Origin of the sequence: Serratia liquefaciens ATCC 27592, from assembly GCF_000422085.1 — a bacterium.
GTDB classification, from domain to species: domain Bacteria; phylum Pseudomonadota; class Gammaproteobacteria; order Enterobacterales; family Enterobacteriaceae; genus Serratia; species Serratia liquefaciens.
Genome location: NC_021741.1, coordinates 235,407 through 249,036, shown reverse-complemented (window position 1 = coordinate 249,036; position 13,630 = coordinate 235,407). Strand labels below are relative to the sequence as shown.

Here is a 13,630-nt window from a genome sequence, read left to right as displayed (position 1 = left end):
CCGCCCATCGGGCGGCTCAGGAGCAAACAATTTAAGGTTCCGGGGGTTCGTCACCCTCGTCTTCTTCTTCCGGTTGCGGACGACGTTTACCGGTGTAGAAACGGGCAAAGAACACGCCCACTTCAAACAACAGATACATCGGAATGGCCAGCAGGGTTTGCGAGAACACATCCGGCGGGGTCAGAAGCATGCCGACCACGAAAGCCCCGACCAGAACGTAAGGACGTTTCTTTTTCAGATCTTCCGGTGAGGTGACGCCACTCCAGCACAGCAAAATAATGGCAACCGGCACCTCAAACGCCACGCCAAACGCCATAAACAGCGCCATGACGAAGTCGAGATAGTTATTGATGTCGGTGGCAATCATCACCCCGGCCGGCGCGGTTTTGGCAAAAAAGCCGAACGCCAGCGGGAAGACGATAAAGTAGGCAAAGGCCATGCCGAGATAAAACAGCAGGCTGCTGGAGACCAGTAAAGGCATCATCAGGCGACGTTCATGCTTATACAACGCCGGCGCGATGAAGGACCAGACCTGATACAAGATAACCGGTGCGGACACGAACACCGAGACGATCATCGTCAATTTGATCGGGGTAAAGAAAGGTGAGGCCACGTCTGTGGCGATCATGCTCGCCCCGGCAGGCAACTGCTTGATCAGCGGCGCGGACACCAGTTGATAAATATCATTGGCGAAAAAAACCAGCACCAGGAAAATCGCCAGTATGCTGATAATCGAGTTTAACAACCGCTTACGCAGTTCTATCAGATGACTGATAAGGGGTTGGGTATCTTCAACAGCCATGTTTTAACGATCGCCACTAGGTTGGTGAGACGCTGGGGTTTTATCCACAACAGGTTCTGGGGTTACCTGAACAGCCGGCTCGACCGGTTGTTTCACCGGTGCAATGACCGGCTGCGCAGCCTGCGGCGTTGCCGTTACAACCGGCTCCGGCACTGCAGCCGGAGAGGATGCTACGGCCGCGGCTTCCGCCGGCGTCACGCCGTCATGAATGGCTTCCGGGTCTGTGACCAGAGGGTTATGGATGGTGTGCGCAGGTTCGATTTTGGTGCCACTGTCGCCCTGATAAGAGCGTTTCAGCGATTCCGCTGCGTCTTTCAGCTCATCCATTGACGCCTTCAGCTCCGGCGACAAATTCTGCATGCCGGCCTTCTCTACCTTTTTCAGGCTGTCCTGCAGTTCCTGCAGCTTCAGTTCCTGAGAAAGTTCGTTCTGCACCGAAGCCGCAAGCGAACGCAGCGCGCGGATCCAGCCCGAAACTGTTCTTACCGCTACCGGCAACCGTTCTGGCCCGAGTACCACCAGGCCAATCACCAGAACCAGCAGCAGTTCACTAAACCCAATGTCAAACACGGTTTATACCTGCTCTTTGTTCTTCGACTCTTCCGCTTTCACTTCCGGCTGCTTATCGGTAATAGGCTTGGCCGTGAAGTCAGCGTCATCCAGGCTGCTTTTCTCAGCCGTGTTGGTCGGCGGCGTGTTGTCATCGCCGATCGCCTTTTTGAAGCCCTTGATTGATGCACCGAGATCAGACCCCAGAGTACGGAGTTTTTTGGTACCAAACAGCAGCACCACGATCACTGCGATGATCAACAATTGCGTAATACTAATACCGCCCATTGCAATTACCTCTATTTTTACAGGGTTTTTTCAAAATCCGTCGCATTATACGGCAGATTTTACCAGAGTTTCGAATCAATTCAGGTGGTTCGCTTCCAGCCAATCACCCAGGATACGATGCCGGCGGCCATCAGCCATGCGGGAAACACCTCGACGTCCCCCAACAGCAAAATCGTACCGCTTACTAACAGTGTAGCGCCAACGCCGAACAAATAACGTGATTGCCCTTGGCGAACGCGCTGAGCCTGCATCTGATTGGTCAGCTTATCAACGCTTTGTTGCAACAGCTTATGTTGCTGCAGGCTATCGTAAAATAATTCAGGCAATTCGGGCAGTTTCTCCGCCCAAAACGGCGCTTTTTCTTTCAGTGCCCGGATCACCGCCGGAATACCGACCTGATCGCGCATCCAACTTTCCAGGAAAGGCTTGGCGGTAGTCCACAGATCCAACTGCGGATAGAGCTGGCGTCCCAGACCTTCAACATACAGTAAGGTCTTCTGCAATAACACCAGTTGGGGTTGTACTTCCATATTGAAACGGCGCGCGGTGTTGAACAGATTTAACAAGACGTTGCCGAACGAAATTTCCGACAGCGGTTTTTCGAAAATAGGCTCGCACACGGTGCGGATAGCGAACTCGAAATCCTCCACGTTGGTATCTCGCGGTACCCAGCCTGAATCAACATGCAACTCTGCCACCTTACGGTAGTCGCGGTTGAAGAAGGCGATAAAATTTTCCGCCAGATAACGCTTATCATCTTTGTTCAGCGAACCGACAATACCGCAGTCAATGCCGATGTAGCAGGGATCTTCAGGATGCTCATAGCTGACAAAGATATTGCCGGGATGCATGTCCGCATGGAAGAAGCTGTCGCGGAAGACCTGGGTAAAGAACACCTGTACCCCGCGTTCGGCCAACAATTTCATGTTGGTGCCCTGCTTCTCCAACGTAGGAATATCCGAAACTGGGATGCCGTAGATACGCTCCATCACCAACACGCTTTCGCGGCAGTAATCGGAATACACCTCGGGCACATACAGCATCGGGCTGCCGTCGAAATTACGGCGCAGTTGAATGGCGTTGGCCGCTTCGCGCAACAGGTTCAGTTCGTCCAGCAAGGTCTTTTCATATTCGCGCACCACTTCACGCGGGCGCAAACGGCGACCGTCCGGCATCAGTTTTGGCACCCAGGCCGCCAGACGATACATCAGGCGAACGTCGGCCTTGATGATCGGCCCGATATCCGGCCGGATCACCTTCAGCACCACTTCCTGCCCGGTGGTTTTCAGCCGTGCGGTATGGACCTGAGCTATGGATGCCGAAGCAAGCGCCTGTTGGTCAAAATCATCGAACCAGGTTTCCAGTGGGCCGCCCATCGCCAATTCGATATGCTTGCGCGCCAGGGCGCCGTCGAAGGGGGCAACCCTGTCCTGCAGCAACGTCAGTTGATCGGCAATCTGTGGCGGGAACAGGTCACGACGGGTAGACATCATCTGACCAAACTTAATCCATACCGGCCCCAGTTCCTGCAAGGCCAGCCGCAGACGCTCCCCCAGCGGTTTATCCGCGTGGCGGTTTGGCATCCAAAACAGCAGACGTCGGCCAAAGCGCAACGGCAACGTCAAACGCATCTTGGGGATCAGTTCATCCAGGCCATAACTGAGGAAAACGCGGACGATCAAATACAGGCGGCGTAGTTCGCCAGGGGTCATCGTTTACCCTCCAACTTGTCCATGCGAGCAATCAGCGCTTCGGCACTGCGAACGGTGGCGTCAACTTCTTCGTTAAACCACACCACTTCCAGCGGGCCAGGAGCCACACGCCACTCTTCCGTCAGGGTTTCGGCCACGTAATGCTGTTGACGCTGCAAGCCTTTCTTCAGCAAATTCGCGCCCTTGCCGAACGCCTGAGTGACGCCTTGTGCGGCAATATCGCCGATATAAGGCGCCAGCCATTCCGCCGGGTCCCACTCAGCAAGGTCAAGCAGACCAACCAACTGCTGTACCACCTGAATATCACCTTCAACAATCAGCTCGCCGCTGCGCATCAAGGGCGAAAGCTGTTGGCGGTCCCGCAGTTTCAGCAGTACCGATATGCGGCTGCGCACCGTGCAGTCGGCGGTATCGTCAGACTGACCAAGCACATCGACTCGCTGCTCACTGAAGATCAGTACCAACGGCGAAGCAAGCTCCTGCAACTCTATGCGCAGCACCTTGCCAGCCAGGCGAAGACGCGCAGCCTTCATGCTGCGATCGCGGAACAGCAGGCTATTGAGCGATGTTTCCAGCACGCCGGTCAACAAAGGGGTTAACAGCATCGGCATGTCCATATTAGAATTTGAAGCCGCGATGCAGGGCTACAATACCGCCGGTCAGGTTAAAATAGGTCACGTTGTCAAACCCGGCAGCGCCCATCATACCCTTCAGCGTTTCCTGATCTGGATGCATGCGGATCGACTCAGCGAGGTAACGGTAGCTTTCTGGATCCTTCACCACCAGTTCGCCGATTTTCGGCAACACGTGGAAAGAATAAGCGTCGTAAGCCTTGCTCAACGGGGCCAGCAAGGGTTTGGAGAACTCCAGCACCAACAAACGGCCACCCGGTTTCAACACGCGGAACATGGAGCGCAGTGCCTTGTCTTTGTCAGTGACGTTGCGCAGGCCGAAGGAGATGGTGATGCAGTCAAAATAGTTGTCCGGGAACGGCAGCGCTTCGGCGTTGGCCTGCACATAGCTGACGTTGCCGACAATGCCGCGGTCCCGCAGCTTCTCGCGCCCCATTTTCAGCATGGAATCGTTGATGTCCGCCAGCACCACCTGCCCCTGCTCACCGACCATGCGGGAGAACTTGGCGGCCAGATCACCAGTACCACCGGCCAGATCCAACACACGCTGCCCACGGCGCACGCCGCTGCAATCAATGGTAAAACGCTTCCAGATACGGTGGATACCAAACGACATCAGGTCGTTCATCACGTCATACTTTGCCGCTACCGAATGAAAAACGTCTGCCACCATGGCCTGCTTTTCGTCTCGAGCTACGGTGCGAAAACCGAAATCGGTGGTTTCCTGCGGTTGATCTGCCATTGTCCTGCCTGCTATTCAGTCAATTTAGTGTGGTTGAGTGTACCAGAACCCCACGAAATACCCCACCTCGCCGCGGCTGTCATGCCTGCGATGCGGAGCGTGGTTGCTCTGCGGCGTCGTCATCCTCCGCCCCCGGCAGCGCGTCAATGTCATCTTCGCCCGCTGCCTCGAATTCTTCGTCATGCTGTGCGCTGGCCTGCTGGGCCAGCAGCGGGTTGATAGGCCTTTTCACCTCAACCCCCAGCGCGCGGAACCCCTCGGTCTGGCCGATAAGATTACCACGGCCTTCACTCAGTTTGTTCATCGCCTGGCGATAACTCCCCTGAGCCTTGTCCAGGCTCTGCCCAAGCGCCGACATGTCGTCAACGAACAACCGCATTTTGTCATACAGCCGCGCAGCCCGGTCGGCAATGCGTTGAGCATTCTGGCTCTGATGTTCATAGCGCCACAGGTTGGTGATGGTGCGCAGGGCGACCAGCAAGGTGGTTGGGCTCACCAGCATAATGTTGTGCTTGAGCGCTTCGCTAATCAGCTCCGGCTCACGGTCTATGGCCAAAAGGAAAGCCGGCTCCACCGGTATAAACATCAACACGTAGTCCAGCGAACGCAGGCCGGGCAATTGCTGATAATCCTTACGGCCCAGCAGACGAATATGGCCACGTAGCGAGGCAATATGCTCACTCAGCGCCGTCTCACGCTCCACTTCATCTTCGCTGTTGAAGTAACGTTCATAGGCCACCAGCGACATTTTTGCATCGATCACCACGTCCTTGCCCTGCGGCAGGCGCACGATAACGTCGGGCTGCATCCGACTCTGATGGTCCAGCCGCACGTTGACCTGCGTTTCGTATTCGTGCCCTTCCCGCAGGCCCGAGGCTTCCAGCACCCGACTTAATACCACCTCGCCCCAATTACCCTGGGTTTTATTATCCCCTTTCAGGGCCTTGGTCAGGTTTATGGCCTCACGCGCCATTTGCGCATTAAGCTGCTGCAGGTTGCGTATTTCGTGGGTCAGCGTATGCCGTTCGCGAGCTTCCTGGCCAAAACTGTCCTGCACCTGGCGGCGAAAACCGTCCAGTTGCTCACGCAACGGCAACAGCAGACGATCCAGACTTTGCTTATTTTGCTCATCCACCTTGCGACCGCTGTGTTCAAAAATGCGGTTGGCCAAATTTTCAAACTGGGTGGTGAGACGCTGCTCGCTATTGATCAACAGGCGCTGCTTCTCTTCCGCCGCCATGCGGGTTTCCTCCAGACGGATGGTCACCTCACGCAGCTCGGCTTCTTGGGCGCTGTTCACTTCACGCTGGGCACGCAGTTCCTGGTTCAACAATTCGCACTCGTTGCGCCAGTGATTAAGCTGCTGAAGCTTTTCGTGCCCGGCAGCCAGCTGGCTGTGCAAATTGCGCAGCTCCATATCGTTCTGCCGCATTTGCTGTTCATTGCGCAGGAGCGTCTCTTGCCGGGATGCCGTTTCCTGCTGCGCCTGTTGCAGCGATTGTTCCAGCAGCCGCAGCTCGGTTTCATGCTGCGCATGGGACTGCTGCACCCTCAGGCTGGCGATTAACCAGCCCAACAGCAGGCCTACCGTCACCCCGCCTATACCGTAAACCAAACTGGTATCCACCCTGCCTCCTGTTACACCTGACCGTTCCGGCGTTTTATCCGCCCGCTGCCCGTCACGTTAAGGGGATGCTGTATGGATGTCCAGCCTGATTTCGTCCCGACGGCGCATTATTGCGAACCGCTGCGCAAGTCAGGCAAAGATTAGCCAAACCACTGGCTTAACCACTTGATGCCAAACGCTCCCGGCGCGAGAATGCCGAACGCCCAGATCATCGCCGAAGTAATATTCGCCACCTGAAAATAACGCTGGGGCATACCGCAAATGCCACCAACCAGCGGGACCACGGCGCGCAACGGACCAAAGAAGCGGCCAATGAAAATGCCCAGCACGCCCCAGCGCTCAAAAAACGCATGCCCGCGCGTCAGCAACTGCGGATTACGCGATAGCGGCCACATGTGCGCCACACGATCTTGATAGTGGTAGCCAATCCAGTAAGAAAGCCAGTCACCAAAGAAAGCGCCCGCAGCGGCGGCGGCCCAGATAGGCCAAAAGGCAATGCCGCTTTCGCCAATCAGCGCACCCAGCGCCAGCAAGATCACCGTGGCCGGCAACAGCAGCGACAGGAACGCCAGCGATTCGCCAAACGCCAGGAAGAAGATAATCGGGATGGCCCAGCCTTCGTGCTGACGCACGGTCTCGCTGATCCAGTGGATAATGTCATTGAGGCTCAATACGGGCTCCTGATGCGGGATTTACTGCCCCAAGGATACGCAATGCCAGCCGGCGTCGGTTAAACCCCGGCTAAACATCCACGCGGTTTACTCGAGGTAGAACGCCTGTAGCGCTGCTCGCTGGCTTTGCCCCAGCCCGTATTCCACCTCCAGCCAACGGTCGGTAGAACCGTATTGGTCACGGATGCAACCCAGGGCAGTCATCAGGAACTCTTCTCGGGCGCTAAGCACATAGGCAAACTGCCCCAATGCCGAGTCACTTAAACGAATCGACAGTTGATCCAACATTTGTTCACGGAAGGTCGCCAACGTGGTTTCGGTCAGCAGGTAATCTTCCACCACCGTCGCCTCATCGGCACCCAGTGCGAACAATACCAACGCCGATCCGACCCCCGTGCGGTCCTTACCGACTGCACAGTGCTGGACGATAGCACCGTTGTCGGTATGGCTCAGCAACTGAGTCAACTGTTGGTAGGCCGGATTGCCGAACGGCAGTCGGCGATATAACTCCAGCATAAACGCCCGCGCATCGAAACCGGCCAGCGTTTCGCTGGTCAGTTTTTCCAGGTTGGCATTAACCTCATTGCTCAACGGGTTAGCAGGAAAATGGTGGTAATCCGCGCCCTGCCACAGGATATCGGGCTTGGCCTGCACTTCATCGGGATCGCGGTAATCCAGTACCGATCGCACCGGCACGCCGGCCAGGAAGGCGCAGTCGTTTTCCGTCAAGCGCTCCAGCGACCCGGAACGGAACAGTAATCCTCGCTTGATGCGGCGGCCATCAGCAACGCTGTTACCACCGAGATCGCGAAAGTTAATGCCGCCATCAAGCGGTGCCAATGAAGGATGAAGCAGGATCTGGGCGGTCATAGACGTCCTCGTGTTTATTGTCTGATAAAACGCAACCTGAGAGCCAAGGTAAAACCGGGCTCAACGGGTCAAAGAGGTGGCCAGTAAGATGGCGCTGATGATGATAACCGTAACAGATTACGGCTGAATGGAAAAACGGACCGCGTGGCGGCCCGTTGAATTGCGGAGGGATTACAGCAGGCGACGCGCCGCATCAACCACAATCTGCACCGCTTTGCTCTCGGTGTTTTTCATTGTTTCCGCGTTCGGAATTTCCTGCTGGGTACGGTTAACGATCACACCGGCAACCATACCGGCACGCAGGCCCTGGCTGGCACACATGGTCAGCAACGTGGCGGATTCCATTTCATAGTTCATCACGCCCATCGATTGCCATTCTTCCATCGAGCCTTTGAAACGGCTAACGACGCGCCCGGAGAAGGTATCGTAACGTTCCTGGCCTGGATAGAAGGTGTCGGAAGACGCGGTTACGCCGATGTGCGTGGTCGCGCCTGCTGCCTTGGCAGCTTCGACCAGTGCGGTAGTACAGGCGAAGTCGGCCACCGCCGGGAACTCCATCGGCGCGAAGTGCAGGCTGGCACCGTCCAGACGAACCGCCGCGGTGGTGACCAGAACGTCACCTACATTGATGTCTGACTGGATCGCACCGGTGGTGCCGATACGCAGGAAGGTGCGGATACCCAGCTGTGCCAGCTCTTCAACCGCGATAGACGTCGAAGGACCGCCGATACCGGTGGAACAGACGATCACTGCCTTGCCGTCCAGCTCTGCACGCCAGGAGGTGAATTCACGATGGGAAGCCAGGTGCACCGGATTTTCCATCAGCTTGGCAATTTTCTCTACGCGCTGCGGATCGCCAGGAACGATGGCAAGCTGGGCCCCTTGTAAATCGTTTTTGGTCAGGCCGAGATGGAAAACGTCAGATTGAGACATACGAGACTCCTCATAGATCATGTTTATTGGGAGGAACAAAAAAGTACTCTACTGAAAATCGCCACGCAATTTCGTGACGGCAATCACTACAGACAAAGAAACAGAATGCAATCTACATAACTCTTGTGACTAAAGTCACAAAAATTAGCAAGAAGGCCCGCCTGTTGGCCCCAATAGCCACCAGTCTAGTCGACAAATCGCCCCGCCGGTTTCCCCTGCTACTTGGAGTTTATCAAGGCGATTTGCCAATAAATCCTCTATGCAGTCACAGAAAAATAGCCTTGGTTTGTCGGGGACTTAGCCCGAATAAGCGGAACTAACGCACCTTATGGTACTAATGCAGGTCAACTTGCGTAATAGCATGATAAAAAGACAATAAAAACGCGGTAAAGCCGGATATTTAATCGTTTTTTACAGACTTGACTGAAAATGCTCCACTCGATGCCAATAACGGGTAATCTTTCCTATAGTTAATCGCAGCGCTTTTCTCTATTGATTGCACGGAGACCGCAATGAAAACCGATCATGTGATGACATTAAAACAGGCCCAGGGGGGATTCACCCCGGCTGTAACCCCCCTGGCGGCTTCTACCATCCTCACCGACGAGCAGGGCATTCATACCGGGGAAACCACCATTCCTTCTCAGGGTGACAACCTGCCTGCCTATATCGCCAAACCGGCGGACCACAGCGGCCCCTTCCCGGTCGTTCTGGTGGTACAGGAGATATTTGGCGTACATGAACATATTCAGGATGTGTGCCGTCGTCTGGCGAAGCAGGGTTATCTGGCGATAGCGCCGGAACTGTACTTCCGTCAAGGGGATGCCCGGGAATACACCGATATCAGTGAACTGTTCCAGAATCTGGTGAGCAAGGTGCCGGATCGTCAGGTGCTGGCGGATCTGGATCATGCTGCCCATTGGGCAACGCGCCACGGCGGCGATGCCGGCAAGCTGGCGATTACCGGTTTCTGCTGGGGCGGGCGTATTAGCTGGCTCTATGCCGCGCACAACCCGCAGTTAAAGGCTGCGGTGGCCTGGTACGGTAGGTTGGTGGGTGAAAAAACGCTGAATTCGCCAAAACACCCGGTCGACGTTGCGACACAGCTGACGGCACCGGTGCTGGGACTTTACGGCGGCCAGGACAGCAGCATCCCGCTGGAGACGGTGGAAAGCATGCGTCAGGCGATCCGCGCGGCCAACGCCAATGCCGAGATCGTGGTGTATCCCGAGGCCGGCCATGCCTTCAATGCCGACTACCGGCCCAGCTACAACGCCGAAGCGGCAGAGGATGGCTGGCAACGTATGCTGGCTTGGTTCGCACAGCACGGAGTGCCAGGCGTTAAATAGCCTCTCATCTTAAGGCTGCCCGATCGGCAGTCATTTGCGATATGAAAAAGGGCGCCGAAGCGCCCAGAATAATCTACACCCAAAAGTCGCTATCAGACTTGCTGTTCACGCAGGCGCTGTGCGGCCAGCACCATGTTGGTCAGCGACTGACGGGTTTCCGGCCAGCCGCGGGTTTTCAGGCCGCAGTCCGGGTTCACCCACAGACGCTCAGCCGGGATGTTCTGCGCAGCTTTGCGCAGCAGCGCTTCGATCCATTCCACGCTTGGCACGTTCGGCGAGTGGATGTCATACACGCCCGGGCCAATCTCATTCGGGTACTCAAACTCTTTGAAGGCTTCCAGCAGATCCATATCAGAACGCGAGGTTTCGATGGTGATCACGTCGGCATCCAGCGCCGCAATGGAGTCCATGATGTCGTTGAACTCGCAATAACACATGTGAGTGTGGATCTGCGTGTCGTCTTGCGCGACAGCGGCGTTCAGTTTGAAAGCCTCCACCGCCCAGTTCAGATAGGCAACCCAGTCGGATCGACGCAGCGGCAAACCTTCGCGCAGTGCAGGCTCATCAATCTGGATAATGCCGATACCGGCTTTTTCCAGATCTTCCACTTCGTCGCGCAACGCCAAGGCAATCTGTTTGGCGATCACTTCGCGGGTCACGTCTTCGCGCGGGAACGACCAGCAGAGAATGGTGACCGGACCGGTCAGCATACCTTTTACCGGCTTGTCGGTCAGCGACTGAGCATACTTCGCCCACTCGACGGTAATGGCTTCAAGGCGACTGATATCGCCAATGATCACCGGCGGTTTTACGCAGCGGGAACCGTAGCTCTGTACCCAGCCGTTTTGAGTGAACACGAAGCCGTCGAGGTTTTCACCGAAATATTCCACCATGTCGTTACGCTCGGCTTCGCCGTGCACCAACACGTCCAGCCCCAGGCGTTCTTGTTCAACGATCGCCTGTTTGATGTGTTCGCTAATGCTGGTGCGGTAGTTATTGCCGTCCAAACGCCCCTGCTTGAAGTCCAAACGCAGGCCGCGAATTTCCGTGGTTTGCGGGAAAGACCCTATCGTGGTGGTCGGCCAGGCCGGCAGGTTAAAGCGCGCACGCTGTGCCTGAGCACGCTCGGCGTAAGGGCGCTGACGTTCGCTGTCCTGTGCGGTAATCGCCGCCAGGCGTTGGCTTACCTGCGCATTATGCACGCGGCTGGACTGGCGACGAGCGCGGATTGGTGCGCTATAGGCGTCCAGTTCGGCCTGCTTTTCTGCACCCGGTGCGTTCAGCGCCGCGCTCAACAGGGCCAATTCGGTGCATTTTTGCAGAGCAAAGGCGAACCAGCTTTTCACCTCTTCGTCCAAGCGAGTTTCCACGCTCAGATCGATAGGGCTGTGCAGCAGTGAACAGGAAGTGCCGATCCACAGTGGGCGGCTGCCGACCAACGGCTGCAGGCGTTCAAACCAACTGCTCAGATCCGCACGCCAGACGTTGCGACCATTGATGACGCCCAATGACAGCAGCCACGCTTTGGGCAGCGCCTTGTTCAATGCGTCGATATCGTCATGACCGGCAACCAGATCAACGTGCAGCCCCTGAACCGGTAGCTCGCGGACGGTGTCGAGATTATGGCCCACGCTGTCGAAGTAGGTGGTCAGCAGCAGTTTTACCTGACCTTGCAGCGCTTCGTAAGCTGGCTTGAAGGCGTTCAGCCATTCCTGCGGCAATTCCAGCACCAGTGCTGGCTCGTCAATTTGTACCCACTCCACGCCGCGTTGCGCCAATTCAGCCAGCACCTGCTGGTAAACCGGCAGGATGTCTTTCAGCAGCGACAAACGGTCAAACGCTTCGCCTTTCACTTTACCCAGCCACAGATAGGTCACCGGCCCCAGCAACACCGGCTTGATTTTGTGGCCCAGAGCCAGCGCTTCGTCCACTTCTTCCAGCAGTTGGGTCCATCCCAGTTTGAACTGCTGGCCTTTGTGGAACTCAGGCACCATGTAGTGGTAGTTGGTGTTAAACCATTTGGTCATTTCTGCCGCCGCTGCCGGTTTTCCGGTTGGTGCGCGACCACGGCCGATGCGGAATAGCGTATCCAGATCGATTGAGCCATCCGCATTCTGATGACGTGCCGGCACGTTGCCCAGCAGCAGGCTGGTGGTCAATACATGGTCGTACCAAGCGAAATCGCCGACCGGCACCAAATCCACTCCGGCCTGCTGTTGTTGTTGCCAATGGCGAGCGCGCAGCTCGCGGCCAACCGCCAACAGTTCTTCCTGCGTTGAGTTACCAGCCCAGTAGCTTTCCTGAGCTTTTTTCAGCTCACGTCTTAGCCCAACGCGAGGAAAACCCAGTGTGTGATTTAAAATTGCCATCGTCATATTCCCCATTTAGCCGTCCAGATGTTTACACATCCATAATCCGCAGGTACTGTATTAACCACAAGCGCAATTTATTCACTGTCACTGTGAAGGACTCTCATGATCGAACTGAAACACTTACGGACGCTGCAGGCGCTGCGCAATACCGGCTCGCTGGCGGCCGCGGCGGCCCAACTCCATCAGACACAGTCTGCTCTGTCGCATCAGTTCAGCGATCTGGAGCAGCGTCTGGGCTTCAAGCTGTTCGTTCGCAAAAGCCAGCCGCTGCGCTTTACCGCGCAGGGAGAGATCCTGTTGCAGTTGGCAGAACAGGTACTGCCGCAAATCCAGCACGCGCTACAGGCGTGTCACGAACCTCATCAGGCCACGTTGCGCATCGCCATTGAATGCCACAGCTGCATTCAATGGCTGACGCCCGCGCTGGATAACTTCCGTCAGAGTTGGCCACAGGTGATCATGGACTTCAAATCCGGCGTGACCTTTGATCCGCAGCCGGCGCTGCAACAGGGTGAACTGGATCTGGTGCTGACCTCCGACATTCTGCCGCGCAGTGGGCTGCACTATTCACCGATGTTTGATTTCGAAGTACGCCTGGTGCTGGCGCCGGATCATCCATTGGCCAGCAAGCTGCACATTGAGCCTGAAGATTTGATTGACGAAACGCTGATGATTTACCCGGTACAGCGTCAGAGACTGGATATCTGGCGCCATTTCCTGCAGCCCGCAGGCATCAGCCCGGCGCTGAAAAACGTGGATAACACCCTGTTGCTGATCCAGATGGTATCGGCCCGCATGGGGATCGCGGCGTTGCCACACTGGGTGGTGGAAAGTTTTGAACGCCAGGGGTTAGTGGTGACCAAAACCCTGGGGGATGGGCTTTGGAGCCGCCTGTACGCGGCGGTACGCGACGGTGAACAGCGCCAGGCCGTCACCGAAGCCTTTATCCGCTCGGCTCGGCAACATGCCTGCAACCATCTGCCATTCGTGCGTGATGCTGCACGCCCAAGCGCCGGTGTCGCCAGCGTCAAACCGCTGGCTTCGCAACCCTAAATATCAGGGCAGCTCGCGCTTGGGCTGCCC

13 protein-coding genes are annotated in these 13,630 nt (G+C 56.3%); 2 read left to right on the top strand and 11 right to left on the bottom strand.

All coding sequences use genetic code 11. The features are described from left to right. Positions 1–31: 31 nt before the first annotated feature. The 10 genes from tatC to udp form a co-directional block, all read right to left on the bottom strand. Complete coding sequence (tatC, locus tag M495_RS01120) at positions 32–802, bottom strand: Sec-independent protein translocase subunit TatC (protein ID WP_020824844.1); 771 nt, start codon at positions 800–802, stop codon at positions 32–34. A 3-nt stretch (positions 803–805) separates the two neighbouring features. After that, positions 806–1,372: a Sec-independent protein translocase protein TatB gene (tatB, locus tag M495_RS01115; RefSeq protein ID WP_020824843.1), complete on the bottom strand. Its 567-nt coding sequence runs from the start codon at positions 1,370–1,372 to the stop codon at positions 806–808. Between the two features lie 3 nt (positions 1,373–1,375). Beyond that, complete coding sequence (gene tatA / locus M495_RS01110) at positions 1,376–1,639, bottom strand: Sec-independent protein translocase subunit TatA (RefSeq protein WP_020824842.1); 264 nt, start codon at positions 1,637–1,639, stop codon at positions 1,376–1,378. Between the two features lie 80 nt (positions 1,640–1,719). Beyond that, a complete protein-coding gene (gene ubiB / locus M495_RS01105; RefSeq protein ID WP_020824841.1) occupies positions 1,720–3,351 on the bottom strand; it encodes a ubiquinone biosynthesis regulatory protein kinase UbiB in 1,632 nt (543 codons plus the stop codon). After that, complete coding sequence (gene ubiJ, locus M495_RS01100; protein WP_020824840.1) at positions 3,348–3,956, bottom strand: ubiquinone biosynthesis protein UbiJ; 609 nt, start codon at positions 3,954–3,956, stop codon at positions 3,348–3,350. The genes ubiB and ubiJ overlap by 4 nt, the downstream gene beginning before the upstream one ends. A gap of 13 nt (positions 3,957–3,969) precedes the next feature. Further along, complete coding sequence (gene ubiE / locus M495_RS01095; protein WP_020824839.1) at positions 3,970–4,725, bottom strand: bifunctional demethylmenaquinone methyltransferase/2-methoxy-6-polyprenyl-1,4-benzoquinol methylase UbiE; 756 nt, start codon at positions 4,723–4,725, stop codon at positions 3,970–3,972. Between the two features lie 79 nt (positions 4,726–4,804). Continuing rightward, positions 4,805–6,352 (bottom strand): DNA recombination protein RmuC, encoded by a 1,548-nt coding sequence (gene rmuC / locus M495_RS01090; RefSeq protein WP_020824838.1) that lies wholly within the window; start codon positions 6,350–6,352, stop codon positions 4,805–4,807. Positions 6,353–6,492: 140 nt separating this feature from the next. Beyond that, complete coding sequence (locus M495_RS01085) at positions 6,493–7,023, bottom strand: DedA family protein (RefSeq protein ID WP_020824837.1); 531 nt, start codon at positions 7,021–7,023, stop codon at positions 6,493–6,495. An 87-nt stretch (positions 7,024–7,110) separates the two neighbouring features. After that, positions 7,111–7,893, bottom strand: a complete 783-nt coding sequence (locus tag M495_RS01080) for a tyrosine-protein phosphatase (RefSeq protein WP_020824836.1) — start codon at positions 7,891–7,893, stop codon at positions 7,111–7,113. Positions 7,894–8,064: 171 nt separating this feature from the next. Continuing rightward, positions 8,065–8,826, bottom strand: coding sequence for a uridine phosphorylase (gene udp, locus M495_RS01075; protein ID WP_020824835.1), 762 nt, complete (start codon positions 8,824–8,826; stop codon positions 8,065–8,067). Positions 8,827–9,338: 512 nt separating this feature from the next. On the opposite strand from udp, the gene M495_RS01070 reads away from it, so the two are divergent. Next, positions 9,339–10,175: a dienelactone hydrolase family protein gene (locus M495_RS01070; protein WP_020824834.1), complete on the top strand. Its 837-nt coding sequence runs from the start codon at positions 9,339–9,341 to the stop codon at positions 10,173–10,175. Positions 10,176–10,267: 92 nt separating this feature from the next. Here M495_RS01070 and metE read toward each other — a convergent pair whose 3' ends face one another. Further along, entirely contained in the window at positions 10,268–12,559 is a 2,292-nt protein-coding gene (metE, locus tag M495_RS01065; RefSeq protein WP_071846546.1) for a 5-methyltetrahydropteroyltriglutamate--homocysteine S-methyltransferase, read from the bottom strand. A gap of 90 nt (positions 12,560–12,649) precedes the next feature. Between metE and metR the strand changes: the two genes are divergently transcribed. Beyond that, positions 12,650–13,600, top strand: coding sequence for an HTH-type transcriptional regulator MetR (gene metR / locus M495_RS01060; RefSeq protein ID WP_020824832.1), 951 nt, complete (start codon positions 12,650–12,652; stop codon positions 13,598–13,600). Positions 13,601–13,630 lie beyond the last annotated feature (30 nt).

Excerpts from the sequence above, each read along its gene's own strand:
- M495_RS01080 (WP_020824836.1), bottom strand. The coding sequence starts at position 7,893 with ATGACCGCCCAGATCCTGCTTCATCCTTCATTGGCACCGCTTGATGGC.
- tatA (WP_020824842.1), bottom strand. The coding sequence starts at position 1,639 with ATGGGCGGTATTAGTATTACGCAATTGTTGATCATCGCAGTGATCGTG.
- metR (WP_020824832.1), top strand. The coding sequence starts at position 12,650 with ATGATCGAACTGAAACACTTACGGACGCTGCAGGCGCTGCGCAATACC.
- tatC (WP_020824844.1), bottom strand. The coding sequence starts at position 802 with ATGGCTGTTGAAGATACCCAACCCCTTATCAGTCATCTGATAGAACTG.
- ubiE (WP_020824839.1), bottom strand. The coding sequence starts at position 4,725 with ATGGCAGATCAACCGCAGGAAACCACCGATTTCGGTTTTCGCACCGTA.
- metE (WP_071846546.1), bottom strand. The coding sequence starts at position 12,559 with ATGGGGAATATGACGATGGCAATTTTAAATCACACACTGGGTTTTCCT.
- M495_RS01070 (WP_020824834.1), top strand. The coding sequence starts at position 9,339 with ATGAAAACCGATCATGTGATGACATTAAAACAGGCCCAGGGGGGATTC.
- ubiB (WP_020824841.1), bottom strand. The coding sequence starts at position 3,351 with ATGACCCCTGGCGAACTACGCCGCCTGTATTTGATCGTCCGCGTTTTC.
- udp (WP_020824835.1), bottom strand. The coding sequence starts at position 8,826 with ATGTCTCAATCTGACGTTTTCCATCTCGGCCTGACCAAAAACGATTTA.
- ubiJ (WP_020824840.1), bottom strand. The coding sequence starts at position 3,956 with ATGCTGTTAACCCCTTTGTTGACCGGCGTGCTGGAAACATCGCTCAAT.